Origin of the sequence: Roseomonas fluvialis (genome assembly GCF_022846615.1) — a bacterium.
In the GTDB taxonomy this organism is placed as follows: domain Bacteria; phylum Pseudomonadota; class Alphaproteobacteria; order Acetobacterales; family Acetobacteraceae; genus Neoroseomonas; species Neoroseomonas fluvialis.
In genome coordinates, this window is sequence record NZ_AP025637.1 from 3381513 (window position 1) to 3407912 (window position 26400).

The 26400-nt window shown below is 70.8% G+C and carries 21 protein-coding genes and 1 tRNA gene; 12 read left to right on the forward strand and 10 right to left on the reverse strand.

From position 1 onward, the window contains the following. Positions 1–53: 53 nt before the first annotated feature. Positions 54–129: transfer RNA gene (locus tag MWM08_RS16470), tRNA-His, on the reverse strand. 135 nt (positions 130–264) lie between these two features. On the opposite strand from MWM08_RS16470, the gene MWM08_RS16475 reads away from it, so the two are divergent. The 3 genes from MWM08_RS16475 to MWM08_RS16485 all read left to right on the forward strand — a co-directional run bounded on the left by MWM08_RS16475 (position 265) and on the right by MWM08_RS16485 (position 2805). Next, complete coding sequence (locus MWM08_RS16475) at positions 265–1497, forward strand: MFS transporter (RefSeq protein ID WP_244407588.1); 1233 nt, start codon at positions 265–267, stop codon at positions 1495–1497. A gap of 205 nt (positions 1498–1702) precedes the next feature. Continuing rightward, a complete protein-coding gene (locus MWM08_RS16480; protein WP_244407589.1) occupies positions 1703–2158 on the forward strand; it encodes a hypothetical protein in 456 nt (151 codons plus the stop codon). Further along, positions 2155–2805 carry an aspartate/glutamate racemase family protein gene (locus MWM08_RS16485; RefSeq protein WP_244407590.1) on the forward strand — a complete coding sequence of 217 codons (651 nt, stop codon included), beginning with the start codon at positions 2155–2157 and terminating at the stop codon, positions 2803–2805. Before MWM08_RS16480 ends, MWM08_RS16485 begins: the two co-directional genes overlap by 4 nt. On the opposite strand, the gene MWM08_RS16490 is transcribed toward MWM08_RS16485, so the two are convergent. Both MWM08_RS16490 and MWM08_RS16495 read right to left on the reverse strand, forming a co-directional pair. Beyond that, positions 2806–4005 (reverse strand): M48 family metallopeptidase, encoded by a 1200-nt coding sequence (locus MWM08_RS16490; RefSeq protein WP_244407591.1) that lies wholly within the window; start codon positions 4003–4005, stop codon positions 2806–2808. A gap of 113 nt (positions 4006–4118) precedes the next feature. Next, positions 4119–4682 carry a LemA family protein gene (locus MWM08_RS16495; protein WP_244407592.1) on the reverse strand — a complete coding sequence of 188 codons (564 nt, stop codon included), beginning with the start codon at positions 4680–4682 and terminating at the stop codon, positions 4119–4121. A 208-nt stretch (positions 4683–4890) separates the two neighbouring features. On the opposite strand from MWM08_RS16495, the gene MWM08_RS16500 reads away from it, so the two are divergent. Genes MWM08_RS16500 through MWM08_RS16510 form a run of 3 tightly spaced genes read left to right on the forward strand, consistent with a single transcriptional unit; the run spans position 4891 to position 7938 of the window. After that, positions 4891–5475 (forward strand): TadE family protein, encoded by a 585-nt coding sequence (locus MWM08_RS16500; protein ID WP_255751349.1) that lies wholly within the window; start codon positions 4891–4893, stop codon positions 5473–5475. After that, on the forward strand, positions 5447–6097 hold the full coding sequence (locus MWM08_RS16505; protein ID WP_244407594.1) for a TadE/TadG family type IV pilus assembly protein: 651 nt from the start codon (positions 5447–5449) through the stop codon (positions 6095–6097). Before MWM08_RS16500 ends, MWM08_RS16505 begins: the two co-directional genes overlap by 29 nt. After that, complete coding sequence (locus MWM08_RS16510; protein WP_244407595.1) at positions 6094–7938, forward strand: TadE/TadG family type IV pilus assembly protein; 1845 nt, start codon at positions 6094–6096, stop codon at positions 7936–7938. Before MWM08_RS16505 ends, MWM08_RS16510 begins: the two co-directional genes overlap by 4 nt. A 13-nt stretch (positions 7939–7951) precedes the next feature. Here MWM08_RS16510 and MWM08_RS16515 read toward each other — a convergent pair whose 3' ends face one another. Both MWM08_RS16515 and MWM08_RS16520 read right to left on the reverse strand, forming a co-directional pair. After that, positions 7952–9298: an ATP-binding protein gene (locus tag MWM08_RS16515; RefSeq protein ID WP_244407596.1), complete on the reverse strand. Its 1347-nt coding sequence runs from the start codon at positions 9296–9298 to the stop codon at positions 7952–7954. After that, positions 9291–10007, reverse strand: coding sequence for a response regulator (locus tag MWM08_RS16520; RefSeq protein WP_244407597.1), 717 nt, complete (start codon positions 10005–10007; stop codon positions 9291–9293). The genes MWM08_RS16515 and MWM08_RS16520 overlap by 8 nt, the downstream gene beginning before the upstream one ends. A gap of 277 nt (positions 10008–10284) precedes the next feature. Between MWM08_RS16520 and MWM08_RS16525 the strand changes: the two genes are divergently transcribed. The 4 genes from MWM08_RS16525 to MWM08_RS16540 all read left to right on the forward strand — a co-directional run bounded on the left by MWM08_RS16525 (position 10285) and on the right by MWM08_RS16540 (position 17305). Next, positions 10285–10887, forward strand: coding sequence for a DNA-3-methyladenine glycosylase family protein (locus MWM08_RS16525; RefSeq protein WP_244407598.1), 603 nt, complete (start codon positions 10285–10287; stop codon positions 10885–10887). Positions 10888–10968: 81 nt separating this feature from the next. Continuing rightward, entirely contained in the window at positions 10969–12123 is a 1155-nt protein-coding gene (locus MWM08_RS16530) for an aminotransferase (protein WP_244407599.1), read from the forward strand. A 100-nt stretch (positions 12124–12223) separates the two neighbouring features. After that, complete coding sequence (locus MWM08_RS16535) at positions 12224–16519, forward strand: Hint domain-containing protein (RefSeq protein ID WP_244407600.1); 4296 nt, start codon at positions 12224–12226, stop codon at positions 16517–16519. 69 nt (positions 16520–16588) lie between these two features. Further along, positions 16589–17305 carry a hypothetical protein gene (locus MWM08_RS16540; RefSeq protein ID WP_244407601.1) on the forward strand — a complete coding sequence of 239 codons (717 nt, stop codon included), beginning with the start codon at positions 16589–16591 and terminating at the stop codon, positions 17303–17305. Here MWM08_RS16540 and hydA read toward each other — a convergent pair. Continuing rightward, complete coding sequence (gene hydA / locus MWM08_RS16545) at positions 17298–18779, reverse strand: dihydropyrimidinase (protein ID WP_244407602.1); 1482 nt, start codon at positions 18777–18779, stop codon at positions 17298–17300. The two genes, MWM08_RS16540 and hydA, sit on opposite strands and share 8 nt — an antisense overlap. Positions 18780–18927: 148 nt before the next feature. On the opposite strand from hydA, the gene MWM08_RS16550 reads away from it, so the two are divergent. Next, the gene (locus tag MWM08_RS16550; protein ID WP_244407603.1) at positions 18928–19422 is read left to right on the forward strand and encodes a hypothetical protein; all 495 of its coding nucleotides are present in this window, start codon (positions 18928–18930) and stop codon (positions 19420–19422) included. Between the two features lie 8 nt (positions 19423–19430). On the opposite strand, the gene MWM08_RS16555 is transcribed toward MWM08_RS16550, so the two are convergent. Genes MWM08_RS16555 through MWM08_RS16570 form a run of 4 tightly spaced genes read right to left on the reverse strand, consistent with a single transcriptional unit; the run spans position 19431 to position 23287 of the window. Continuing rightward, on the reverse strand, positions 19431–20750 hold the full coding sequence (locus MWM08_RS16555) for a cytochrome P450 (protein ID WP_244407604.1): 1320 nt from the start codon (positions 20748–20750) through the stop codon (positions 19431–19433). A gap of 37 nt (positions 20751–20787) precedes the next feature. Further along, positions 20788–21477, reverse strand: coding sequence for an amino acid ABC transporter permease (locus tag MWM08_RS16560; protein ID WP_244407605.1), 690 nt, complete (start codon positions 21475–21477; stop codon positions 20788–20790). Positions 21478–21536: 59 nt separating this feature from the next. Beyond that, entirely contained in the window at positions 21537–22361 is an 825-nt protein-coding gene (locus MWM08_RS16565) for an ABC transporter substrate-binding protein (protein WP_244407606.1), read from the reverse strand. Positions 22362–22375: 14 nt separating this feature from the next. After that, complete coding sequence (locus tag MWM08_RS16570) at positions 22376–23287, reverse strand: dihydrodipicolinate synthase family protein (protein WP_244407607.1); 912 nt, start codon at positions 23285–23287, stop codon at positions 22376–22378. Positions 23288–23361: 74 nt separating this feature from the next. Here MWM08_RS16570 and MWM08_RS16575 point away from each other — a divergent pair, with 74 nt between their 5' ends. Further along, positions 23362–26256, forward strand: a complete 2895-nt coding sequence (locus MWM08_RS16575) for an FAD-dependent oxidoreductase (RefSeq protein WP_244407608.1) — start codon at positions 23362–23364, stop codon at positions 26254–26256. Positions 26257–26400 lie beyond the last annotated feature (144 nt).

Below are 26400 nucleotides of genomic sequence, written 5' to 3' on the forward strand. Positions count from 1 at the left end.
TGCACGGCGCATCCTGACCGGAACGCCGGCGCGCGCAAGCAAGGGGGAAAGGGTGGGGCGACCAACGGGACTCGAACCCGTGACATCCAAGACCACAACCTGGCGCTCTACCAACTGAGCTATGGCCGCCACCGAGGGGGCGGGGAATAGGGCCGCAGGGCCTGTTCCGTCAACCGCGCCCGTGCGTGCATGGCTGCCCTGCGCCATCACCATTGCCGCGCGTTGATGCAGCGCAACATCATGGGGTCGACACGGAGACTGCCCATGACCCTGCCCTCCGCCGCCAGACGCGCCGCCCTGCCGGCCGGGCTGCTGATCGCCTGCGCGGTCATGGGTGCGATGCTGGCCATGGGGCTGAGGCAATCCTTCGGCCTGTTCCTCGCGCCGATGACGCAGGCGCATGCCTGGACGGCCTCGGGGTTCGCGTTCGCCATCGCGCTGCAGGTGCTGCTGAACGGCGTGAGCCAGCCGATCACCGGGCAATTGGCCGACCGCTTCGGCGGACGCAACGTCATCATCGGGGGCGCGCTGCTCTATGCCGCCGGCATCCTGGGCATGGCGTTTTCAACCGGCCTCCCCCTGTTCACGTTCTTCGCCGGCGTGGTGATGGGGATCGCGGTCTCGGCGGCGGGCATGCCGACCATCATCGCCAGCATGACGCGCATGCTGCCGGAGACTATGCGCGGGCGCGCCGTGGGGCTGGGGACGGCGGGTTCGTCGGCTGGCCAGTTCCTGGTGGTGCCGCTCGCGGGGCTCGGGATCTCGGGCTTCGGCTGGCAATGGGCGCTGATCGCTATGGCGGTGGCCGCGCTGCTGATGATCCCGCTGGCGCTGCCGCTGTCGGACAAGCCGGCGCCGGTGGCCGCCAATGCGCCGGCAGCGGATACCGAGACGGCCGGGGCGGCCCTGAAGCGCGCGCTCGGCGACCGGTCCTTCTGGTGCCTGTTCTTCGGCTTCTTCGTCTGCGGCCTGCATGTCTCGTTCCTGACCGTGCACCTGCCGGGCTTCGTGCATTCCTGCGGGCTGCCGCTGTATGTCGGCGCCGGGGCCATCTCGTTGATCGGGTTGTTCAACATCGGCGGGTCGCTGCTGTCGGGCGAACTGACGCAGCGGTGGAAGCGGCGCGAATTGCTGGTGTGCATCTATGCCGGGCGCGCCGTGGTGATGACCGGCTTCCTGCTGGCCGAGAAGACCACCGTATCGGTCATGGTGTTCTCGGCGGTGATGGGCGTGCTGTGGCTGTCCACCGTGCCGCCCACCGTGGCGCTGTGCGCGCGCAACTGGGGCACGCGCTGGCTCGCGACCATCTTCGGGCTGGTGTTCCTCGGCCACCAGATCGGCGGCTTCACCGGCGCCTTCCTGGGCGGCGTGGTGTTCGACCGTACCGGCAGCTACGACCTGATGTGGGTGCTGGGCATCCTGGCCGCGGTCTTCGCCGCGCTGATCCACATGCCGGTGCGCGACGACCCTCCGCGCGCGGTGCCTGCGCCCGCGTGATCTGAATGCCGCACCGGCCCGCTCCTCCTCGCGGCCACCGACGTGACGAAGGCGCGCTCTTCGCGCGACGCGCGCATCCTTGGTGGGTGGCCGGGAAAGGGAAGCGGGCCGGTGCCGAACGCACAAGCGTGCCGGCCTGACGCCCGCTTGCCCCGGCGCCCCATGTGGGGCCATACCGGCCCCCCCGCGTTCCGGAGGCCGTCCCATGAAGCGCCGTCTTGCCTGCAGCCTCATCCTCGCCACGCCGTTCCTGGCCGCGCCGGCCATCGCGCAGGGGCCGGTGGCGCCGCATGAATGGCTATTCGGATCCTGGACGGGCGGGATGTTCCCCGCCGCGGACACCATCGGCCCTCGCTGCACCGCGCAGCCGACCGTGATCTTCACCCGCGACGTGGTGCTGCGGTCCGGCCTGCTGGACCCCGCCTATCGGCAGCGCATCATCGAGACGGTGGTGACGCGCGCCGATGGCGCGACGTTCCGCTTCTCCCCGGTGGTGCCGCCCGGCGCGAGTGCCGCGCGCCTGCCGCCCGACATCGCCTTCGGCTGCCCCGCCGGACCCGATGTGCTGGAGGTGCGCCGCATCGGCCCCGACGAGATCGTCTTCCCCGATTGCCGCGACATGCCTTCCCCGCTGCGCCGATGCGGCAGCCCGGAGCGATGAGCGCGGCACACCCCAGGCGCATCGCGCTGATCCACGCGCTGCGCCATTCGCCACCGCCGATCGAGGCCGCCTTCGCGCGGCTGTGGCCCGGCCAGGTGCTGATGAACCTGATGGATGACAGCCTGTCCGCCGACCTGGCGCGGGACGGTTCGCTCACGCCGCGCATGACCGAACGCTTCCTGACGCTGGCGCGCTATGCCGCGGGCACCGGGGCGGATGCCATCCTGTTCACCTGTTCGGCATTCGGTCCCTGCATCGAGGCCTGCGCGGCCGACCTCGCGCCCATGCCCGTGCTGAAGCCGAACGAGGCGATGATCGAGGAAGCCATCACCAAGGGGACGCGCATCGGACTGCTGGTGACCTTCCCGGGCACCATCCCGTCCATGATCCCGGAATTCCCTGCCGGAATCACGGTCGTGCCGAAGGTGGCCGAGGGCGGGCTGGCCGCACTCGATGCCGGGGACCTGGTCACGCATGACCGCCTGGCCGAGGAAGCCGCGCGGGCGCTCGCGGATTGCGATGCCATCGCGCTCGGCCAGTTCTCGCTGGCGCGGGCGAAGCAGCATGTGGAACGCGCGACCGGAAAGCCGGTGCTGACCACGCCGGACAGCGCGGTGCTGAAGCTCAAGCGCCTGCTGGGGGGCTGATCAGCCGCGCTTTCCCCACGGGGATGCGGCCGGGGGCGCGGGCTGGCCGGGCGGCGCGCCGCCCTGCGCCGGGCCTTGCCACCACGGCGCAGGGACCGGCAGAGGTACGCCGGGAAGCGCGCCCGCAGCCGCGCCCGGCGGAATCTGCACAGTCGCGTCCTCCGCTGCCGCCTGCTGCGCCCAGGCCGGCGTTTCCTCGATCGCCGGGCGTTCGATGCGACCGGGGTCCCGCCCGCCGGCGAATTTCACCAGCGCCTCGACCCGCGAGCCGATCGGCGGATGCGTCGCCATCAGCGACGACAGCGCGCTGTCGGACGCATCCTCGAGGAACAGCGCGCGCACCTGGGGCGAGACCTCCGGCATGTCGGCATTGCCCTCGACCTTGCGCAGCGCCGAGATCATCGCGTCGGGGTCCGATGTCAGTTCGACGGCGCCGGCATCGGCGAGGAATTCCCGGTTGCGCGACAGCGCCATGCGCAGCGCGGTGGCCAGCAGCCAGGCCAGGCTGATCATCAGCACGCCGATCAGCGCGACCCAGCCGCCGTTGCGGGAATTGGTGTTGACCCGCCAGCCGCCGCTGTCCTCCTGCGTGGCGCGCCCCGCGCGCGCGATGCGCCGCCCACGCGTCATGGAATCGAAGCCGAGCGAGATCACGCCCACGAAGACCGCAGCGATCAGCCCGAGCCGCGCATCGCCGTTGCGGATATGCGCGAGTTCGTGTGCCAGCACCGCGGCGAGTTCGCGGTCATCGAGCGCATCAACGAGGCCGCGCGTGACAGTGACGGCGCCCTTGTCGCGCGTGAGGCCGGCGGCATAGGCGTTCATCGCCGGTGTCTCGATGACCGCAAGCCGCGGCATGCGCATGCCGCGCGAGATGCACAAATTCTCGAGCAGGTTCCACAGCCGAGGTTCCTCGGCGCGGGTGACCGGGTGCGCGCCGGTCGCCCAGTCCAGGATCCTGTTGTGCGCGACCCAGGCGATGGCGAACCAGATGATCGCCACGCCCCAGGCCACGACATACAGCCAGGGCAGGTTGCGCAGGGTGTCGCGGAAGGCGCGGTCGATGTTCTGCTGGTCGGCGGCGAAGACCAGGCCGACACCGAAGGCCATCAGCGCCAGCAGCAGCGGAAAGCCGGCCAGCAGCAGCATCGACCGCCAGGCGGTGTTCCACGCATGGGTACGCAGGCCGAATGCCTGCATGGCGGCGGCCTAGAGCATCGCCCGCTCAAACGGAGCCGTTTGAGCGGGTAAAGATGCTCGCAAGATCGGAAGGCTAGAGAGCATGACGTAAGCCCTTGCGCACGGACTGCGCTCTAGAACTTCACCTGGGGGCTGGCCTGCACCGCGGCGCGCTCGGCCTCGGGCAGTTCAAAGAAGCCGCGCTGCTGGAAGCCCATCGACTTCGCAAAGAACACGGCCGGCACGCTTTCCGTCATCGCGTTGTATTCGGCCACGGACGAATTGTAGAAGCGCCGGGCGGCGGCGATCTTGTTCTCGATATCCGACAATTCGCCCTGCAGCGACAGGAAGTTCTGGTTGGCCTTGAGGTCGGGATAGGCCTCGCTCAAGGCGAAAAGCCGACCGAGCGCGGCGCCGAGCTGGCCTTCCGCCGGCCCTGCCGCGGCCGGGCCCTGGGCCTGCGCGCTGACCGCATTGTTGCGCGCCTGGATCACGGCATCGAGCGTGGTCTTCTCGTGCGCGGCATAGCCCTTCACGGTCTCGACCAGGTTGGGGATGAGATCGTGGCGCTGCTTCAGCTGCACATCCACGTCAGACCAGGACTGGCCGGTGACCTGCCGGAGCGTGACGAGGCGGTTGTAGATGACCACCAGCCAGCCGACCAACACGACGACGATGCCGAGGAGGACCCATTCCATGCCGCGCGATCCTTGTCTTCCGGGGGGGCGAGCCAAGACTGTAACGGCGCCGCAGGATCGCGCCAGCCACCCTGATCACACCACCGTGCTTGCGGTGCCGTCACGCGTTTGTGTATAGTCCTGACGGCTCAATTGTTGGACTTTCACGGTCCGTTAACTCTAGTTTCTTGGTCAACATCCACTTTTTTGGACAAGGCGCTCCCTGGTCATGCGGCTCCCCCCCCCGCACCCGCCGCTTTCCGCAGCGCCGGCTGGTCGCATCGGCCCGCTGGCGCTGGTCCGGCGCACCTTCCTGCAGCGGCGCGGCGCGTCGGCGTCGGAGTTCGCCATCATCGCCGGGCCGTTCTTCATCATGATCCTGGCGATATGCGAAGCCGCCTGGCAGCTCGCTACCGGTGCCGCGCTCGACCATGCCGCGCTGAAGGCGAGCCGCTTCGGCGGCACGGGGGCGAATTCCATCCCGGCCTGGCAGCGCGGCAGCACGCCGGTCGAAAACATGCCGACCTGCCGCAGCGCGGGCATCGGCTGGATGGTTTCGCAGTCGACGGGAAGTCTGATCAAGCAGGGCGCCAACCTGACAGTGACGACCAATGCGTGGAGTAACCTTGGCGGACTGGCCAGCGCCGGCACCCCCAGCGCCGGCACGGGCAGCCAGATCACCTCCTACACCATCCGCTACCGCCAGCCCTTCATCACTGGCGGCATCGCCGGCCTGATCTGGGGCGGCGATTCCTTCACCCACCAGACCACGATCGTGATCAAGAATGAGCCATTCGAAAACGCGTCGTGCTGAGCACGGCCTGTTTCGGCGCGGGCGCCGAGGCGTTGCCGCCTCGGAATTCGCGCTGATGGTGCCGATCTTCTTCATCATCGTGCTTTGCACGGCCGACGTCATGCGCCTGTTCCGTGCACAGCTCCGCATGGAAATGATCGCGGTGCAGGTCGGCCAGGTGGTGTCGCAGTGCAACCCCATCACCGATCCCGGCGACATCGACGCATTCTGGGCTCTCGCTGCGCGGATCGGCGGTGGATTGGTGGACGTGAATTCCGCCACCGGCGGGGCGATGATCATCTCGGCGGTCAGCCTCAACACCGCAACCAACCGGAATCGAATCAACTGGCGGCGCCGCACCGGCAACGCGGACATCGGCAGCGTGCTCGGCCCTGCCGCGGAGGGCGGGGAGCCGATCCTGCGGGGGACCAACGACGCGGCCTTCCTGCTCCCTGCGGGCCAGACGCTGATTGTCTTCGAGGCCAACGCGGTGGTGATACCCTGGGTGCTCAGCGCCGGGCTGATCGGTACCGCTCTCGACCGGCGGATCAGGGGCGTCACCATGTTCCTCACCCGCATCGCCGATCCGGCGCGGGCTCAGACGCCGCCCGTCAACTCCAACGCCACGGACTGCACCGCATGAAGGCCATCCGGAACCGCCGCGGTGCCGTCGCGGCCATGAGCGCGATCGTAATGATCGGAGTCATCGGGTTCGCCGGCCTTGCCATCGACCTCACGCGCATCTGGCTGGCCAATGCGCGACTCAAGACCGCGATCGACGCGGCATCCCTGGTCGCGGCGCGGCGCATCGCCGAACCCGAGGCGCAGCGCAATGCGCTGGTCGAGAACATCTACTGGGCGAACTACCGCCAGAACGGCACCAGCGCGAACTACCTGCTGGCCACCGCGACCCAGCCGGTCATCACGCAACTCGACAACAACCGAATCCAGGTGAGCGGCACCACGGTGGTGCCGACAACGCTGTTCAGCATCATCGAACGGCGCAACACGACGGTGAGCGACAGCGCGGTGGCGCGCCGCCAGGTGACAGGGCTGGAACTGGCGCTGGTCCTCGACGTCACGGGATCGATGGCGAGCAACAACAACATCGTGGCGCTGCGCGATGCGGCGACCAACCTGGTGAACCGCGTGTTCGACACGCAGAACGCGGCCGAGCCCAACGTGTTCGTCTCGGTGGTGCCCTACACCGCGATGGTGAACATCGGCAGCCAGCGCACGAACTGGCTGCAGCCGGGCAGCCTGAACCCGAATGATTTCCTGCCGACCGTCTGGCGCGGCTGCGTCGAGGCGCGCACCGGCGGCACACTCACCCCGAACAACTACCCGGTCAGCGCAGACCAGGACGACACGCCGCCCAGCGTCGTCGGCTTCCGGCCGTTCTTCTGGCCGTCGAACCGCTACCCGCTCAGCTATGACCGCAATCTGCTGGGCCAGATCCAGTACGCGCCCAACGGCAACCCCTATGTCTGGGTCTATCGCGGCAACGGCAATCCGCCGCCGCGCTTGCGCGTCTATGCCGGCGGCACGTCGCCTGAGGACCTGCGGGCCACCGACATTCCGGTGATCCGCGGGGACAATGCCTGGATTCCCGGCGCGGGCGGCACCGTGGTGTCGAACTGGAACCCGACACCCGCCTGGAGCACGGCGGTCTGGGAACACAATCCGGAAGCGCCGGACGCCGACCAGCCGGCCGGCGGCGCGGACAATGAGCGCCGCGGCCCCAATGTCGGCTGTGGTCGGGCGGTGCTGCCGCTCACGAGCAACCGACAGGCCGTGCTCGACCAGATTGCCGCGCTGCGCGCCGTCCGCCGCGGCGGCACCATGGCGAACCTGGGACTGCAGCTCGGCTGGGGCACCATCTCGCCGCGCTGGCGCGCCGACTGGAATCTCGCCGAGACCTGGGAAACCCGGCAGCTGCCGCTCGACTACAACACACGAGCCATGGACAAGAGCATCGTGCTCATGACTGATGGTGAGAACCAGTGGTTCGACTGGGGGGGTGGCGCGCCGGGCGCGTGCGGCACGGGTGTGCAAGGCTGCGCGACCCTGACAAACCCGGCCCCGCCGCCCGTCGTCCCTGTCTACACCGCCGGCACCGATGCCGACCAGAACGCCTATGGGCGCCTCGCGAGCGGTGGGGCGACCGGCAACCGCATCGGCATCGCGAACCCGACCGCCGGCCCGGGCGGCACCGCCGTGACCGATCCAACCAACGGCATCAATGCCCGCATGACGCGCCTGTGCCAGGCCGTGCGCGCCGACGACCCGGCGACAGGCCGCCCGCGGAACATCAACGTCTACACCATCCTGTTCGTGAACAACCCCTCGGCAACGGTCGTCAACCTCTACCGCAACTGCGCCAGCCGGCCGGAGAACTACTTCCTGGCGGAAAACCAGGCGCAGCTTGCCGCGGCCTTCGCCACCATCGCCGGCCAGCTCGCCAACCTCCGCCTGCTGGAATAGCAGGCGGAGAACATCACGCCGGCAGGCTCGCCACCGCGCGCAGCCCGCCGCCGGGCCGGTTGGCCAGCACCACGTCGCCGCCATGCGCGCGCAGGATGTTGCGTGCGATGGTCAGCCCCAGCCCGGTGCCGCCGGTCTCGCGATTGCGGCTTGCCTCGAGCCTGCGGAAGGGGGCGAAGACCGCCTCGAGTTCGGCCTCCGGAATGCCGGGGCCGTCATCCTCGACCGCCAGGCGCACCACGCCGCCCTCCGGCGCGGACAGGTGCAGCCGCGCCGCGCCGCCATAGGCCAGCGCATTACTGACCAGGTTCGCCAGGGCGCGCTTCATCGCGATGGGACGCGCGCGCACCGTCAGGCGCTCGGGGCCATCGAAGGCGATGGCCTCGGCCAGTTCGGGGCGGGCATCCGCGGCTTCGTCGGCCACGGTGCGGCACAGCGCGGCCAGGTCGATCGGCGTCGCGGGTTCGGCTGCCGCATCGTCCCGCGCGAAGGCCAGAGTCGCGGCGATCATCTGTTCCATCTCATCGAGGTCGGACAGCATCTTCCGTCGCTGCTCGTCGTCGTCCATGAATTCGGCGCGCAGGCGCAGCCGCGTGATGGGCGTGCGCAGATCATGCCCGATCGCCGCCAGCATCTGCGTGCGGTCGGCCACGAAGCGCTGGATCCTCCCGGCCATCACGTTGAAGGCGCGTGCGGCGGTTGCCACCTCGGACGGCCCGCCCTCGGGCAGGGGCGGCGCGTTCACGTCGCGCCCGAGCCGGTCGGCAGCTTCCGCGAGCAGCCGCACCGGCCGCGTGAGGCGCGCCACCGCCCACAGGATCAGCAGCACCGCCGCCACCGTCATCACCACGAAGGCCGCGAGGAAGGTGGCGGAATGCCAAGGCCGCGGCGGCGGCATCTCGACCCGCACGTTCAGCCATTCGCCATCGGGCAGGCGCAGGGAAGCCTGGAAGCCACCGGGCGGCAGGGCGGCGACGCGCGCCTCCCGCGGGCGCAGCCGCGGCGGGCCGGAATTCACCAGGTCGAGCCGGAACAGGCGCATCACATGCGGGGGCGGCTGCGGCGCGCCGGCGCGCACGGCGGGCTGGTGCGCAAGGTCGACGCTGAGCCCTTCCGGCAGGTCGAGGTCAGCCAGCATCTGCTCGCGCCGGTCGGTCGGGGCGAGCACCGCGGTACGCCACGCGCCGAAGGCGCGCCCGGCGATCTCCCGCGCATGGATGAAGCGCTGCAGGTCGACGCGATCCAGCGCATGGATGGTCAGCCCCGCCGCCTGCACCACCATCAGCGCGACGATCAGCCAGAAGGCGGTGCGGCCGCCGAGGCTCGAGGGCAGCCGGAAGCGGCGGCGGCGTTCAGCCACGCTCGACCGTCGCAGCCAGCACGTAGCCACCGCCGCGCACGGTCTTGATCAGCGTGGGATTGCGCCCGTCGTCTTCCAGCTTCCGCCGAAGCCGCGACACGGCGACATCGATCGCGCGGTCGAAGGGCCCCGCCTGGCGACCGCGCAGCAGGTCCATCAGCATGTCGCGCGTCAGCACGCGGTTGGGCCGTTCCACCAGCACCAGCAGCAGTTCGTATTCGCCGCCGGTGAGCGGCACCTCGGCACCTTCGGGGTTCAGCAGGCGGCGCAGCACGGGCTCCAGCGTCCAGCCGGCGAAGCGGATGGTCTTGGCGGGCGGCTCCTTCGCCGGGCCTTCGCCATTCGCGCGGCGCAGCACGGCGCGGATGCGCGCCAGCAGTTCGCGCGGGTTGAAGGGCTTGGCGACGTAGTCGTCGGCGCCGAGCTCGAGGCCCACGATGCGGTCGGTCTCCTCCCCCATCGCGGTCAGGATCACGATGGGCACGTCCGATTGCGTGCGCAGCCAGCGCGCGAAATCGAGTCCCGGTTCCCCCGGCATCATCAGGTCGAGCACCACCAGGTGGTAGCGCCCGAGCGGCCAGACGCGGCGAGCCTCGCGCGCGTCCCTGGCAGCCGTGACGCGCATGCCCTGCTTCTCGAGGAAGCGTGAGAGCAGGTCGCGGATCTCGCGGTCGTCATCGACCACGAGGATATGCGGTGCGGAGTCCATGACTGTTACAATAGGGCGAAGTGGCGCCGTTGCAGCGCCGTGCCGTGTTTCTTCTTGTTGCAGGCCGTGCGCCGGTTGCCGGGCGTTGCAATCCGGGTGCATCCGAGGCTTCGTCCCGGCCATGGCCGCACCACCTACCCGATCACGGAGCCCGTCCCGCAGCATCCCCCGCGGGCGGTCCTCCTCCGAGGCGGCGGGGGCGCCCTCCACCCCACGCAATGCTCCCGCCGCCTCACCCCCCTTCCCCACACCGCCCGGCTGGGCGCGCGACGCCATCATGGCGCTCGGCCGCCAGGACCCGGACTTCGCCGGCATCGAGGACCGCGCCGGCCCGCTGCCCTGGCGCTCGCGCGATCCTGGCTTCGCCGGGCTGCTGCGCACCATCTGCGGGCAGATGATCAGCAACCAGGCCGCCGCGGCGATCTGGGGGCGGCTGTCGGCGCTGCCGGGCGCGCTGGACCCGGCCGGGATGCTGGCGCTCGGGGATGACGCGCTGCGCGGCGCGGGGCTGTCGCGGCCAAAGGTGGCGCATGTGCGCGCGCTGGCCGCCGCGGTGCTGGACGGGCGGCTCGATGTCGCGGTGCTGCGCGACGCGCCGGATGAGGTGGCGATCGCGGCGATCTCGGCCATTCCGGGCCTCGGCCCCTGGACCGCGCAGGTGCACCTGGTGTTCGGCTTCGACCGGCCGGACGTGTTCCCCACCGGGGACGTGGCGCTGGCGGCGAGTGTCGCGCATCTGAAGGCGCTGCAGGCGCGCCCGACGCCGCGCGCGCTGGCGGAGATCGCCCGCGCCTGGTCCCCCTATCGATCGCTGGCGGCACGGCTGCTGTGGCACCACTGGCGGCACGCGACGGGACGCCCGGCGGGCGAGGCGCCGTGACGGCGCGCGCGCGGGTCGCACACCCGCCGTGACCAGGCGCCGCATGGACGCGGCGGCGCGCCGATGGTTCCCTCCGGTGCCATGACCCTGCCACTCTCGCCCCGAATCCAGGCCACCCAGACACCGCCGATCCCGGCGGTACGCGAATGGGCGGCGCGCTATGACGGGCGCGCGGGGCCGGTGTTGGACCTGACGCAGGCGGTGCCGGGTTATCCGCCGCATCCCGACCTGCTGGCGAAGCTGGCCGAGGCGGCGGGCAGCCGTGCGGCCGCCGGCTACGGACCGATCGACGGCGACCCCGATTTGCGCGCCGCGCTGGCGGACGACATGGCGCGCTTCTACGGCGCGCGACTCACGACCGCGGATGTCGCGATCACCTCGGGCGGCAACCTCGCCTTCACCATGGCCATGAGCGTGCTGGCCGGACAGGGCGAGGCAGTGATGCTGCCCACGCCCTGGTACTTCAACCACCGCATGGCGCTGTCGGCGCTCGGCATTCCCTGCGTGCCGCTGGAATGCCGAGCGGAGGACGGCTTCATCCCCGATCCGGACCGCGCCGCCGCGCTGATGGCGGGCGTGCGCGCCATCGTTCTTGTCACGCCGAACAACCCGACCGGGGCGGTCTATCCGCCGGCCGTGATCGCGCGCTTCGCGGAACTGGCGCGCGCGCACGGCGCCTGGCTGGTGCTGGACGAGACCTATCGCGACTTCCTCAGCCCCGCGCAGTCGCCACCGCATGCGCTGTTCGCCGACCCCGCCTGGGGCGAGGGCTTCGTGCACCTGTATTCCTTCTCGAAGGCGTATTGCGTGCCGGGGCATCGCGTCGGCGCCATTGCCGCGGGGGCGGGCTTTCGCGTCGAACTGATGAAGGCGCTCGACACGCTGCAGATCAATGCGCCGAAGGCGGCGCAGGCGGCGCTGGCCTGGGGGGTGAAGGCGCTGCGTGACTGGCGGGCGGCGAACCGCGACCTGATGGCCGGGCGGGCCGAGGCCTTCCGCCGCGCCGCCGCACAATTGCCGGGCTGGCGGCTGGACAGCCTCGGCGCCTATTTCGCTTACATGCGCCTGCCCGACGACGCGCCCGATGCGGTCGCGCTGGCGGAGCGCCTGGCGGTGGAACGCGGGCTGCTCGGCCTGCCGGGGCCGTTCTTCGGGCCCGGGCAGGACCGCCACCTGCGCCTCGCCTTCGCCAATGCGGAGGAGAGTGTGATCGCGCAGGTGCCGGCGCGGCTGTAGCGCGAGTCATTCAACCGTTTCGCAACCGCAGTTTTCGCGTTGCCGCGGACCGCCCCATCACGGACACTTGCGCGGTCCTGCGGGTGGGAAGGCGCGCTGCATGTCGGGTTGGTTTCCGAACCCTGGGGCAACCGAGGGCAATGACAGCTTCACCGGCACCGCCGGCGCCGATACCGCGGAGGGGTTCGGCGGCGACGACACGCTGCAGGGCGAGGGCGGCAACGACCGGCTGCTGGGAGGGACCGGCGCCGATCTGCTGACCGGCGGCGAGGGCAACGACGTTCTTGGCGCCTCCGGCATCGGCCTCGTGACGTCAGCCGGACCTGTTGCCGACACGCTTCTCGGCGGTGCGGGGGATGATTCGCTCTACAGCACCGACCACTCGAACTCGCTCGTCACCCGGGGTGACAGCCTGGTCGGCGGCGAGGGGAACGACACCGCGTTCATCGTGCTGGGCCAGGCCGCACCCCTGATCGGACTGACCCTCAGCTTCGTGCCGGATGCGGCCGGCGTCTTCACGCTCACGGGGGCCGCCGCGGACCTCTCGCCCTTCGTGGTGAGCGAGGTGGAGCAGATTTTCTTCATCGGCAGCAGCGAAGCGAACCGGATCGAGGGTCGGCTCGATGTCGGCAACGACACGATCAACGGCACGGGGGGCGACGACACGCTGCGCGGCTGGGCCGGCGCCGACAGCCTGGTGGGAGAGGCGGACCGCGACCTGCTGGAAGGCGGCGAGGGCCGCGACACGCTGGATGGCGGCTCGGAGGCTGACACGCTCTCGGGCGATGCGGGCAACGACGTGCTGCGCGGCGGTGCCGGCACGGACAGCCTGCTGGGCGGGGCGGACAACGACCTGCTGGTGGACCTTGCGGGCAACGACGCGCTCGATGGTGGGGATGGCAATGACAGCCTGCTGGGTGGCGCCGACAACGACACGCTGCTGGGTGGGGCGGGCAATGACAGCCTGAACAGCGAGGCTGGCGACGACCTGATCCTGGGTGGCGAGGGCCGCGACACCGCGTTCGGTGGCGATGGCGCCGACACCATCCTGGGTGAGGGCGGCAGCGATTCGCTGCGCGGCGGCACCGGCAATGACAGCCTCGACGGCGGCGCGGGCGACGATTCGATCGAAGATGGCGACAACTCGCTCTCCGGTGCCGACACCGTGGTCGGCGGCGACGGCAACGACTGGCTGGTCAGCCGTTCGGGCGGCGATTCCGTGGTGGGTGGCGATGGGTACGACAGGCTGATCTTCCGCCACACACAGCAGTTCTTCAACGACCCGGTCAGCGGGCCGCCGCTCGACTTCCGCCCGGTCGACAGCGCCACGCCCACGCCGCTTGGCGAAGGCAGCACGGTGGTGGGCGTCGAGGTCTTCGACATCATCGGGTCGAACCTGAACGACACGATCCAGGGCCTCGACGGGGAGGATTCGCTCAACGGCAATGGCGGCGCCGACCTGCTGTTGGCCGGTGCGGGCGACAACCTGCTGGTCGACGCCAACTACCGCTTCAACAACGACGCCGACACCATGATCGCCGGCGGCGGCAACGACCGGATCATCACGACTGGCGGCGCGGACAGCATCGATGGCGGGTCCGGCGAGGACACGCTTACGCTCGGCGGCGTGACCGGCGTATCCGATGCAAACATTCCCACGGATTTCCGGCCGGTCGACAGTGAGACGCCGGCCTCATTGGGGGTTATCGGCGGCTCGGTCGTCGGCGTCGAGGTGTTCAATTTCACGGGTGGCGCCGGCGACGACACCTTCTTCGGCCTGGACGGCAACGACAGCCTGGACGGCGGCACCGGCGCCGACCTGATCGCCGGGCGCGGCGGCAATGACACGCTGGAAGGCGGCAATCCTAGCATCGACGGCGCGCCCGACACGATGCTGGGGGGCGATGGCGACGACCTGCTGCTGCAGGGAAGCGGGTTCGAGGGGCGCGGCGCCGCCTATATCGACGGCGGCGAGGATTTCGACACGCTGCAAATGACGCGGCCCGCCACGCTGTCGATCGCGCCGATGGACTTCAACCCGGTCAGCAGCACGATCGAGGCCTCGACCGGTGACGGCGTCACGGTCATCAACGTCGAGCGCTTCGTGATCGCCGGCAGCGAGCGGAACGACACGATCGGCGGGCTCGAGAACGACGATTCCCTGAGCGGCGAACGCGGCGACGACCTGCTGCGCGGCCAGGGCGGCAACGACACCCTCAGCGGCCATGGCGGGTCGCCCACCAACTTGCGCGGCAACGATACGCTCGAGGGCGGTTCGGGCGACGACCTGCTGGTCAGCCAGGACAATATCCCCGATGGAACCGGCGGCGCCGACCGCCTCGATGGCGGCGAGGGCGACGACCTCGCGATCATCTTCCGCAACCAGGTCACGGCGGCGGACAAGGTGCTGAACTTCACGCCGCAGGACACGCAGGAGGCGGCACTCGGCGACGGCGGCGTGGTGCTCGGCGTCGAGCGGTTCCAGATCCGCGGTACGACGCTCGGCGACACCATCTCCGGCCTGGTCGAGGGCGGCGGCGGCGACACCATCGAGGGCGAGGGCGGCAATGACAGCCTGCTCGGCCAGGTCGGCGATGACAGCTTGCGCGACGGCGACTTCCGGGCGCCCGGCGACGACACGATGCTGGGCGGCGTCGGCAGCGACACCATCGAAAGCTGGGGCGGCCATGACAGCCTGATCGGCGGCGACAGCCTGGCCGGGCCGGACGGGGACGACGACACCGGCATCGACCTCGCGGTGCTGTACCGCTTCCAGGGCTCGGACACGCTCGATTTCCGCCCGGTGGACGCAGACTCGCAGACCGAACTGGGCGACGGCACGACGCTCGCCGGCTTCGAGCGGTTCTTCATCATCGCCGGCGCGGCGCGCGATACGCTGGCGGGGCTGGACGATGCCGACACCTTCGCCGGCGGCGGCGGTGACGACAGCCTGCAGGGCCAGGGCGGCGCCGACAGCCTGGCTGGCGATGCGGCGATCGACACGCTTGAGGGCGGTGACGGCGCCGATACGCTGGACGGCGGCCAGGGTGGCGACTGGCTCCACGGCGGCGCAGATGGCGACATCGCCGACTACCGGTACTCCAGCGCGGGCGTCACGGTCTCGCTGACGCCTGGCGCGGCACAGTCCGGCGGCGATGCGGCGGGCGATACGTTGACCGACATCGAGGGACTGGCCGGCAGCGACCACAATGACTGGCTGTCAGGGCTGGACGACGCGCCCGACACGCTGCTGGGCGGTGGCGGGGACGACACGATCGTCGCGACCGGCGGGGCGGACGTGCTCGATGGCGGCAGCCGCGTCACCTTCGGCTTCGGCAGCGGCTTCGCGACGGTGCCCGGGCACGACCTGCTCGATGCCGGGGCGGACACCGCCGGCGTCGTCATCGACCTTGCCGCGCAGACTGTCGCCGGGGGGCTGCTGGAGGGCGACAGCATCGCCCGCTTCGAGGATGCCGCCGGCGGGACGGGCGATGATTCCATCCTGGGCGATGGCGGGGCGAATACGCTGCTCGGCCGCGGCGGCGACGACACCATCACCGGCGGCGCGGGCAACGACAGGATCGATGCCGGCAGCGATGGCGACCTCGCCTTCTGGCGCGCCGGCGATGGCGACGACACGATCCAGTTCGGCGCGGGCAGCGACACGCTGCATCTTGCGGGCTGGACCGGCGACGAGACCGACGACTGGACCGAGACCACCGAGACCGACGGCGCAAGGCTGTTCAGCTTCGGCGCCGGTGGATCGGTGCGTGCCTATGGGCTCGAGACCGTCACCTGCTTCCTCGCCGGCACCATGATCGCGACACCCACCGGCGAGGTGCCGATCGAGACGTTGCGTGCCGGCGACATGGTGCTGACGGGATCGGATGGCGGCATCCCGCAGGGCGTGGTCTGGATGGGCCGCACACGCGTGGCGGTCGCCGGGCGCGCCGACCCGATCGGCGTGGCGCCGGTGCTGATCCGCGCCGGCGCGCTGGGCGGCGGTTTGCCGCGGCGCGACCTGCGCGTCTCACCCGAGCACGGCATGCTGCTGGACGGCCATCTGGTGCCGGCGCTGCTGCTGGTGAACGGCCGCAGCATCGTGCAGGAGGCGTGGCGGGCCGAGGCAGCCTATTGGCACATCGAGCTGCCCGCGCATGGCCTGGTGCTGGCAGAGGGCGCCGCCAGCGAAACCTATTTCGACGACGGCAACCGCGACCTGTTCGACAACCACGCGGTCACTTCGCTGTTCAAGGACTTCCGTCCCTGCGCGCCAAGCCCGCGCTATGAGGCCGCCGCCTGCCGGCCGGTGCTGCGCGGCGGGGCAGCGCTGGCGCGGCTGCGCGCGCGACTGGAGGGGGTCGCGGCCGCGATGCGCGGGCGTGCGGCGAGCTGAAGCGCTTCCTTTCCAGGTGGCCTTCCGCGGGGCAGGATCGGCGCCTGCACCGTCGCGCCGGGACGCCTCATGACCAGCCGCCGCTCGATCCTGTTCTCCGCCGCGGGCCTGTGCGCCGCACCTTCCGCACAGGCCGCGACCACCACCTTCACGCTGCGCCCAGGCCAGCCGCCCAGCACCGTCGTGGCGCGCACGGCGCGCGGCGACAGGGGCGAGGCCTTCGTCATCGCCTTCACAGGCGCCGCTGCCCCGCAGGGCGAAATCCGCCTGCCCACCTGGTACGGCGACGGGCGCGTGCTGCGCAGCCTGCCGGTGGCGGGGCGCGAGGTGCTGCTGGCCAGCTTCCAGGGCAACCGCGGCACGGGCGTGGCGCAGAAGCTGGCGGCGGTGATCGGCGTGGACGATGCCGGCGCGCTCCGCATCCTGGGGATCGAGACGCTGTCCTTCCACGACGAGCAGGTGAGCACCGCCTCGCGGCGCCTGGAGGGCGTGATCGAGCCTCGCCCGGAGCGCGACGCGCTGCTGCTGCGTCAGTCCACTACCGGGCGCGTCCGGCCACGCCCCGAAAGCACCGAGCGCTGGACCACGCGGCTGGCCTGGACCGGCAGCGGCGTGCTGGCGGCGGAACCCACGCCGCCTGGCGCAGGGGAGATCCGCCGCCGTGTCGATGCGGCGCGCGCGAAGATCGCCGCGGTCCTCGCCGCCGAGCCGGTCACCGACGCGACTCGTATCGACTACGACGAGACCGGGATCTGGGCGGTGGGCTACGCCGTGGCGCTCACCTGAACGGCGCCGGGTCGAAGCCGTCCGGCGTGATGCCGCGCGGTCGGATCATGTCGTAGGGGCCGCGCGGCAGGAAGCGGCCGGTGCCGGGTTCGGCCTGCACCTTTCCGTCGCGCATCACGACCTCGCCGCGGCGAATGGTCGCGACCGGCCAGCCGGTGACCTCCATCCCTTCGTAGGGCGTGTAGTCGATCGCGTGCTGCATCAGCGCATTGGTGAGTGTCACCTTCTTCGTCGGATCCCACAGCGCGAGGTCGGCATCCGCGCCCACCGCGATCATGCCCTTGCGCGGGGCGAGGCCCATCAGCCGCGCGGGTTGCGTAGCGGTCAGGCGCACGAAATCGTCCAGGCTGATGCGACCCTTGGACACACCCTCGCTGAAGATGATCGGCAGCCGCGCGGCGAAGCCGGGGATGCCGTTCGGGATGTCCCGGAACACGGCGTTGGCGCCGTTGGACCGCTTGCCCTTGTCGCCCTCGAACGAGAAGGCGCAATGGTCCGACGAGATGACGTCGAGCGTGCCGCGGCGGATCATCTCCCAGATGCGGGCGTGTTCCTCCTTCGTGCGCGGGGCGGGGCTGCACATGAACTTCGCCCCCTCGAAGCCGGGGCGGTCCATGTCGGCGGCGGTCAGGGCCACGTATTGCGGGCAGGTCTCGCCCCAGACCTTCACGCCGCGAGCCTGGGCGCGGGCGATTTCCTCGGCGGCCTCGGCGCAGCTCACGTGGAAGACCTGGATCGGTTGGTCCACCAGTTCGGCCAGGGCGATGGCGCGGTGTGTGGCTTCGCGCTCGACGATCGGCGGGCGCGCCCAGGCGTGGTACTTCGGCGCGGTCATGCCGTGCTTGAGCAGTTCCTGCGTGCGCCAGTTGATCGCCTCGTAGTTCTCGCAATGCACGGTGACCAGGCAGCCCAGTTCGCGCGCCTTGGTCAGCACGCGCAGGTACTGCGCGTCGTTCAGGTGCAGCGGTTCGTAGGTGAGGAAGACCTTCAGGCTGCGCACGCCCTCGGCGACCACGCGTGGCACCTCCTCATCCATCACCGCGTCGGTCGGGTCGGAGATGATCTGATGGAAGGAATGGTCGAGCATCCCTTTCGCCGCGCGGGCGCGGTAATCTACGTAGCGGTCCCAGACGCCGAAACCCTTCCATTGCGGGATGAAGCACACGACGGAGGTGGTGCCGCCGGCGAAGGCCGAGGCGGAGGCGGTCGCGAAGGATTCCTCGTTGACCGTGACCGGCGGTTCGGCGGCACCCGTACTGGCGTAGCCGCCGCGCGAGGGTTCCTCGATGTGGCAATGGCTGTCGACGCCGCCTGGCAGGACCAGCAGGCCGTCGGCCTCGATGGTGCGGGCAGCGTCGGTGATGCGCTCGGCGATGGCGACGATGCGGCCGTCCTTGACGCCGATGTCGCAGCGCGCGGTGCCGAAGCCCGTGGCCACCTGGCCGCCGCGTACCGCGAGGTCGTAGTCTGGCATTCTTCGATCTCCTGCCTTCGAAGAGAGATTTGCCGCGGGCCTGCGGTCTGGCAAGCACTGTCATGGCGTTGCCGGTCACGAAGGATTCACGCGGGAGGCGAGGCGCCATCCGGTAGCATGGTCGCCAGAAACCCACGAGGAGACGGCCATGTCAGGCAGCGGTCCGCCCGATCACCTCGCCGAGCGCCGACGGATCGACGAGGCGACGCGCGACGTTCCCGACTACTTCAACAGGGCGGTGAACGTGGTCAATGGATGGCTGATGGAGTTCAACCAGCCGGCGTCACGACAGACAGCCGATTTCGTGATCGCCAATGCGGCGCGCACGAGCGAAGGGACGCGGTCGTATACGACGGCGCATTGGCAGGAATCGGTCCATTTCGCCGGTGTGGCGTGGCGCGATCGCGATGGCGTCGCAGCGGCCGGCGCCGTCGCCAACTTCCTCGGCGGCTTCGTCAATCCCCATGTGGCAGTTCCGGGCACCTACAACCCGGTGTTCCGCAACCTTGGCACGGATGACCAGAGCGCCGATCTGCATGCGGCCTTTCGCGCCATGACTGACGCGCAATCCCGCCAGCGCGCCCAGGACGCACTGCGCCCGCTGAACTTCACCGCGCCCAAGAATGATCCGGACAAGGTCTGAGCGCCCCGTCAACGCCGCGTCACCACCAGCCACATGCCGCCCTTGGGCCGCAGCGCCAGGCGGCAATTCGGCCGCGGCGTAAAGCCGGGCGCCAGGGCGAAGCGGAAGCGGCGGAACAGGATGGCGGCGAAGACCGAGACCTCGGCCATGCCGAACGCCGCACCCGCGCAGATGCGCGGGCCGATGCCGAAGGGCAGGTAGGCAAAGCGCGGGCGCTGTCGCGGGGCGTCGCCCAGGAAGCGTTCGGGGCGGAAGGCGTGCGGCGCCTCCCACAACTGCTCGTGCCGGTGCAGGAGCCAGGGCACGGCCAGCACGATATCCCCTTCCCGCACGTCCCAGCGGCGGATGCGGTCGGGCTTCAGCGCCTGGCGGGCGAACACCGCGACCGGCGGGTACAGCCGCATCGATTCCTGGATCACGGCGCGGGTGAAGGCGAAGCCCGGAAGGTCGGCGTAATCCGGCGGCGCGTCGGGGAGTTCTGCAGCCATGCGGTCGGCCGTGGCGGGATGCATCGCCGCCAGCATGGCGGTCCAGGTCAGCGTGATGGCGGCGCCCTCGGCCCCCGCCAGCAGGAACATCACCACCTCGTCCAGAAGCGCATCCCCCGACAACGAGGCGCGCAGCGCGGCGAGGAGCGGCGTGCCGGGCCCAGGTTCGTCCAGCAGGCGTGCAACGCGCCCGCGCAGTGCGGCCGCGAGCCGCCCCGCGCGCCGGCGCGTGATCCAGCCCAGCATGTCCGGCAGGCCCATCAGGCCGAACAGGTCCACCACCTCCGCAGCGTCCTGGTAGGCGGTGAAGGTCTCGGCGATGATCGCGGCGTCCTCCCGCGGCACCGATGGCCCGAACACCGACAGCAGCAGCACGCGCGTGATGCCGGTGGCGAAGGCGGCAGCGACATCGACCGAACCATCGGCGCGCGCGAAATCCCCGGCAGTTTCCTCGGCGGCCTGAACGTAGCAGGGGTGGAATTGCGCGATGCCCGAAGGGTGGATAGGCGGGCTGATCGCCGCGCGCTTGGCCGCCCAGTCATCCCCCCACGCGATGAAGGACGAACCGCCGATGACCGGGCGCAGCGCGTCCTCGAGGAAGCGGGACTTGCGCTGGTAGATGGCGTGCTTGGTCACGAAGACGTCGCGCACCACCTCGGGCGTGTTCGCCACCAGGATCATCCGCCCGGGCAGGCGCGTGGACATCACCTGGCGGCGATAGGCATCGGCCGGGAAGATCGACAACACGTCGCGTCGCGCGCGCAGCAACCCGCCAATCGCCGTGGGCGGCCGCCAGGCGGGTGTCGGCATGGGCGGGACGAAGTCGGCGACGTCGTTCATGGGGCGGGGCCAGCGATACCGCGCCGGCCCCGCGGTGTCACCGCCGGTCGGCTGAGTCGGCCGCGTAGCCGCGACCGTAGCGGCGTTCGAGTCGACGCTGCACGAAGTCCCACAGCGTGGTCATCAGCAGGTAGTACATCGCGGCGACGATGAACAATTCCAGCACCAGGAAGCGTTCCTGGATCAGCAGTTGCGTGCGCCGCAGCAGTTCGTCGACGCTGATGACCGACGCGATGGACGTGGTCTTGAGCAGCCCGTTCACGCTGTTGCCGAGCGGCGGGATGATGACGCGCAGTGCCTGCGGCCAGGTGACCAGGCGGAACACCTGCGCGCGGTGCAGGCCAAGTGCGGCGGCCGCTTCCCGCTGGCCCTTGGCCACCGACATGATGCCGGCGCGCACGATCTCGCTCAGATACGCGCCCTCATTCAGCGAAATGCCGATCAGCGCGGCTTCCCACACGTCGAAGCGGATGCCGAGCAGCGGCAGGCCGGTGTAGATCAGCAGCAGCTGCACCAGCAGCGGCGTGCCGCGGAAGAACCAGCAATAGAAGGCCGCGAAGCCGGACATGATCCGGTTGCCGGACAGGCGCATCAGCGCCAACCCGATCCCGATGATCAGCCCGAACACCAGCGACCCCGCTGTCAGGCCGACCGAGATGATCGCCCCTTCCAGCAGGTAGGCGTTGAACAGGGAGTCGAAGAAGCCGTCCCAGCGCCAGATCTGCATGGGTCAGCGCGGCCCTGAACCAGGGCGTCGCGCCGGCCCCCCGGCGCCCGAGGGCGACGTCACGAAGGCCCGACCACCTCGAAGGGCCCGTCATAGGCGGTGACGCCGAAGCGATCGAGCAGCGTCTGGAACGACCCATCCGCCTTCATCGCCGTCAGAGCGGTGGCTACGGCCTGCGCCAGCGGGCGCGAACGGAAGCCGAAATTGATCGGCGTGCCGTACAGGCCGGAGATCGCGCGGGTGAATTCCCCGCGGTCGTCGTATTCCTTGCCGGTGCTGTCGATCGAAATAGCCGCGTCGAGCTGCCCCGCGCGCAGCGCCTGGAAGGACACCGCGAAATTGTCGAAGGCGCGGATGGTCAGCGGCCGCAGGTTGCGCGCGACCAGGTCGTTCGACATGTCGGTGGTGCGGCGGAATTCGAAGCCGCCCTGCTCGACGCCCACGCGCAGGCCGGCCAGGTCCTCGATGCGGCGGATGTTGCGCGGGTTGCCGCGCGGCACCGAGACGCTGATCGCCTGCTGTTCGTAGCGCACCAGCCACATCAGGCGCTGGCGTTCCTCGGTGTAGAACATGCCCGTGTTGATCATGTCCCAGCGGCGCGCCGCGAGGCCGGGGATCATGGCGGCGAATTCGACGCGCACATGCTCGACCTGAAGGCACAGGCGCCGCGCGATCTCGGCCCCCAGTTCCACGCGCATGCCGCGCAATACGCCCTGCCCGTCGACGAACTGCATGGGCGGCAGGGTGGGGTTGGTGGACAGCGTCAGCGTGCCGGCCTTGACCAGCTCGCTGTTCGGCACGGCCTGGGTGCAGGCAGGCGCCTGCGCCAGCGCGGGGGTGGCCAGCAGCGACCCGCCGGCGGCGAGAAACAGACGACGATCCATGGTTGTATTCCCTGTCATTCCGCCGCCTGCGCGGCCACGCTCATCAGCCCGATGCCCTGCAAGACCTGCGCCAGCGCCGGCATGTCGGCGGCGGGCAGCGGCAGGCGCGGCGGGCGCGGCGGGCCCATGTCCATGCCCATCAGCCGGAACGCCGCCTTGGTGCCGCTGACGTAGCGCGGGCCGCCCACCCAGGGCAGCAGCGGGGTCAGTTTCCGATACAGCGCGCGGGACTTGTCGCGGTTCGCCTCGAAGGCGGCGGCGTCGAACATCTCGCTCGACAGCCGCGGCGCGACGTTGCTGCACACCGCGACCCAGCCGATTGCGCCCAACCAAGCGCTTTCGTAGCCAAGCACGCCGGCAAATACCTCCATCCGGTCGCCGCACAAATCCACGATGTCGCGCACGCGCGTGACCTCGAGCGTGCTTTCCTTCACGTAGCGGCAATTCGGGATGCGGCTGATCTCGGCCAGCATCGCGGGCGTCATGTCGACATTCGACGTCGCCGGGTTGTTGTAGACCATGATCGGGATGCCGATGGCCTTGGCCACCGTGTCGTAGTGGTGCACCAGCTCGGCCAGGGTCGGCACGGAATAGAAGGGCGGGATGATCATCACGCCGTCCGCGCCCTGGGCCTCGGCTTCCTTCGAGATCGCGACGACCTCGCGCGTGTCCTCTGCGCCGGTGCCGACCAGCACGGGCACTCGACCGGCGGCGGACTTGACCACCGTGTCCACGATCGCCGCGCGTTCCTCGCGCGACACGCTCAGGAATTCCCCGGTGGAGCCCAGCGGGATCAGCCCGCGCACGCCTTCGCGCACCTGGTATTCCACCAGCCGCGCAAGGGCGGCGTGATCGACGGCGGACCCATCGGCGGTGAAGGGCGTGACCAGCACCGTATAGGTGCCGCGGAAGGGCTCGCGGGACATCGATGGCTCCGGGGATGGACGCGGGCGGGCCGCGTGCGATGATCGGAGACTGTTTTCTCCGGCACGGCAAGGGCATGCGCCTCACCTCCAGCACCATCACGCCCTCCGCGGCGCCGATCCGCTTCACCTTCGATGGCCGCGACATCGAGGCCCTGCCCGGCGAATCCATCGCCGCCGCGCTGTCGGCGGCGGGCGTCGTCGCCTTTCGCACCACGGCAAAGGGCGCGCCGCGCGGGCTGTGGTGCGGCATGGGGGCGTGCTGGGATTGCATCGTCACCGTCGATGGCCGCGCCGGCCAGCGCGCCTGCCTGGTGAAGGCGGAGGCCGGCATGCGCGTGCAGGGCGCGCTCCCGGCGGAACCGGCGCCGCTGGCGGAAAAGCCCGGCGTGATCGCGGAGCAGGCCTGCGACGTGCTGGTGGTCGGCGCCGGCCCGGCGGGTCTGTCCGCCGCCATCGCTGCCGCGCGCGCGGGGTCGGCGACCATCGTGCTCGACGAACGTGCGGAGGCGGGCGGGCAGTATCTGAAGCCGCTGGCAAGATCGCACGCGAATGCCACGCCGGACGCGCAGTTCAAACGCGGCGCCGCGCTGCTGGTCGAAGCACGCGCCGCCGGCGTCACCATCCATCACGGCGCCACCGTCTGGGGCGGCTTCGCGCCGGACGAGATCGCAGCGGTGGTGGACGGCACCGCCCTCACCTTCCGGCCCCGCCGCCTGGTGCTCGCCCCCGGCGCGCATGAACGCCCGGTACCGGTCCCGGGCTGGACGCTGCCCGGCGTGATGACCACCGGCGCGCTGCAGACGCTGGCCCGCGCGCAGCGCGTCAGCCCTGCGGATCGCGTGGTGGTCGCGGGCAGCGGTCCGCTCAACCTGCAACTAGCCTGCGAACTCATCGCCGGAGGCGTTCAGGTGGCGGCCGTGGTGGAAGCCGCGCCGAAGCCGGGGCTGCGGGCCTGGCGCGACATGATGACCCTGGCGCGGACCTCGCCCGACCTCGCGTGGGATGGCTTGCGTTACCTCGCGCAGTTGCGCCGCGCCGGCGTGCCGGTGCTCTGGGGCAGTTCCATCCTCGCCTGCGAAGGCACCGACCGCTTCGCCGCGCTGCGCATCGCCACACCGGATGGCGAACGGCGCATCGAGGCCGGCGTCGCGGCGCTGAACCTCGGCTTCCAGCCGGAGACGGGCCTGGCGCGCGCGCTCGGCTGCGCGCAGCGCTTCGCGACGGAGGGCCCCGGCGCTGAGATCGGCCGGCTCGAAACCATCGCCGATCGCGAAGGCCGCACCGACATCGATGGCGTCTTCGCGATCGGCGATGGCGCGTCGATCGGCGGGTCGCGCGTGGCCTTCGCGCGCGGGCGCCTCGCGGGGCTGGCCGCGGCGCGCGACTTGGGCTTCGCCGCGCCCGACGAAACGGCGGCGCGGCGGGATCTCGACCGCGCGCTGGCCTTCCAGAGCGCACTGTGGCGCATCTTCGCCGCCCCCGCCTTCGACCCCGCCGCCATCGCCGACGCCACCACGGTGTGCCGCTGCGAGGAGGTCACGGCCGGGGCGCTGCGCGACGCCATGGCATCCGGCGCGCGCACGCTGGCATCGATCAAGAAGGAGACCCGCGCCGGCATGGGCCGCTGCCAGGGGCGGATGTGCGGCGCGACGGTCGCGCGCCTCGTTGGCGCCCCGGCCGCCGAAGCCGCCTTCGCCGCGCCGCGCGCGCCGATCAAGCCGATCCCGGCTGCGGCGCTGATGCGCGAGGTGCCCGAAGGCTTCGATGCCCCGGTCATCCACGCCCCCACGCCGACCAGCTGGCGCAGCCCGGCGGTCCCGCTCGCGGCCCTGGACCGCGCTTGCGACGTGCTGGTGATCGGCGGCGGCGTGCTCGGCCTGTCGACCGCATTGTACCTGGCGCGCGAGGGCGTGGACGTGCTGGTGGCCGACCGCTCGGAACCCGGCCTTGCGGCCAGCACGGCGAACGCCGGCAGCCTGCATGTGCAGCTGCTGCCCTATGATTTCGGCGACAAGGCGGAAGCACTCGGCACCGCCGGCCCGGCTGCGGCGACGCTGCCGCTTGGCCCGCGCTCGATCGCCCTGTGGAAGGAGATCGCGCGCGACGCAGGCGAATCCTGCGGCATCCGCACCGAGGGCGGGATCATGCTGGCCGAGACGCCGGAGGAACTGGCCTGGCTGCACGGCAAGACCGCGGTCGAGCGCGGTGCGGGCATCGAGAGCCACGTGATCGGCGCCAACGAGTTGCGCGACATCGCACCCTATCTCGCGCCGCGCTTCCTCGGCGCTGCCTTCTGCCCGGATGAGGGCCAGATCGACCCGCTGCGCGGCACCGCGGCGTTGTTGGCGCTGGCGAAGCGTGCGGGCGCGCGCGTCGTGGGCGGTGTGGACGTCACCGCCATCGCGCGCGACGGCGCGGCCTTCGCCGTAACCACCGAAGCCGGCACCATCCGCGCCGGGCGCGTCGTGGTCGCGGCCGGGCCGTGGTCGGGGCAGATCGCTGCCCTGGCCGGGGTGAAACTACCCGTGGGCGGCCTCGTGCAGCAGGTGATCGCGACAGAAGCGACCGGCGCCTTCATCCCGCATCTGGTCGCCCATGCCGGGCGGCACCTGTCGCTGAAGCAGGGGCCGAACGGGCATCTGCTGATCGGCGGCGCCTGGCCTGGCGTGCATGACCCTGCCACCGGCGCCACCCGCAACCGGCGCGAGAGCATCGAGGGCAACCTCTGGGTCGCCGGCCATGTGGTGCCTGCGGTGGCCGGCATGTCGGTGTTGCGTGCTTGGACCGGGATGAACGTGCATATCGACCGCGCGCCGATCCTGGGCGAGGCGCCGTCCTGCCCGGGGTTCTTCGCCGCCGTGACATCCTCCGGCTACACGCTCGGCCCCGTCGCGGGGCGCATGACGGCGGATGCGGTGCTGGGGCGGGCGGCGGTGGGCGCCGATTTCGCGATCGCGCGTTTCGGCTGAGCCGGGGCGGCGCGCGACCGCGGCGCCGGACGTCGCCCCCCGGCAGACCGCCCCGGGCGACGCACCCCCGGGCCCTGACAGGCGCGCGGGCGGCATGGCGCGATCCGTCAACTGCAGCGATGTGATCCGGCACGCTGCGGCGAG

Coding starts and splice junctions, on each gene's coding strand:
- MWM08_RS16560 (WP_244407605.1), bottom strand. CDS start 21,477: ATGCAGATCTGGCGCTGGGACGGCTTCTTCGACTCCCTGTTCAACGCC.
- hydA (WP_244407602.1), bottom strand. CDS start 18,779: ATGCCAGACTACGACCTCGCGGTACGCGGCGGCCAGGTGGCCACGGGC.
- MWM08_RS16495 (WP_244407592.1), bottom strand. CDS start 4,682: ATGGAATGGGTCCTCCTCGGCATCGTCGTCGTGTTGGTCGGCTGGCTG.
- MWM08_RS16555 (WP_244407604.1), bottom strand. CDS start 20,750: ATGAACGACGTCGCCGACTTCGTCCCGCCCATGCCGACACCCGCCTGG.
- MWM08_RS16530 (WP_244407599.1), top strand. CDS start 10,969: ATGACCCTGCCACTCTCGCCCCGAATCCAGGCCACCCAGACACCGCCG.
- MWM08_RS16565 (WP_244407606.1), bottom strand. CDS start 22,361: ATGGATCGTCGTCTGTTTCTCGCCGCCGGCGGGTCGCTGCTGGCCACC.
- MWM08_RS16535 (WP_244407600.1), top strand. CDS start 12,224: ATGTCGGGTTGGTTTCCGAACCCTGGGGCAACCGAGGGCAATGACAGC.
- MWM08_RS16540 (WP_244407601.1), top strand. CDS start 16,589: ATGACCAGCCGCCGCTCGATCCTGTTCTCCGCCGCGGGCCTGTGCGCC.
- MWM08_RS16550 (WP_244407603.1), top strand. CDS start 18,928: ATGTCAGGCAGCGGTCCGCCCGATCACCTCGCCGAGCGCCGACGGATC.
- MWM08_RS16570 (WP_244407607.1), bottom strand. CDS start 23,287: ATGTCCCGCGAGCCCTTCCGCGGCACCTATACGGTGCTGGTCACGCCC.
- MWM08_RS16500 (WP_255751349.1), top strand. CDS start 4,891: ATGCGGCTCCCCCCCCCGCACCCGCCGCTTTCCGCAGCGCCGGCTGGT.
- MWM08_RS16520 (WP_244407597.1), bottom strand. CDS start 10,007: ATGGACTCCGCACCGCATATCCTCGTGGTCGATGACGACCGCGAGATC.
- MWM08_RS16510 (WP_244407595.1), top strand. CDS start 6,094: ATGAAGGCCATCCGGAACCGCCGCGGTGCCGTCGCGGCCATGAGCGCG.
- MWM08_RS16575 (WP_244407608.1), top strand. CDS start 23,362: ATGCGCCTCACCTCCAGCACCATCACGCCCTCCGCGGCGCCGATCCGC.
- MWM08_RS16490 (WP_244407591.1), bottom strand. CDS start 4,005: ATGCAGGCATTCGGCCTGCGTACCCATGCGTGGAACACCGCCTGGCGG.
- MWM08_RS16480 (WP_244407589.1), top strand. CDS start 1,703: ATGAAGCGCCGTCTTGCCTGCAGCCTCATCCTCGCCACGCCGTTCCTG.
- MWM08_RS16485 (WP_244407590.1), top strand. CDS start 2,155: ATGAGCGCGGCACACCCCAGGCGCATCGCGCTGATCCACGCGCTGCGC.
- MWM08_RS16525 (WP_244407598.1), top strand. CDS start 10,285: ATGGCGCTCGGCCGCCAGGACCCGGACTTCGCCGGCATCGAGGACCGC.
- MWM08_RS16475 (WP_244407588.1), top strand. CDS start 265: ATGACCCTGCCCTCCGCCGCCAGACGCGCCGCCCTGCCGGCCGGGCTG.
- MWM08_RS16505 (WP_244407594.1), top strand. CDS start 5,447: ATGAGCCATTCGAAAACGCGTCGTGCTGAGCACGGCCTGTTTCGGCGC.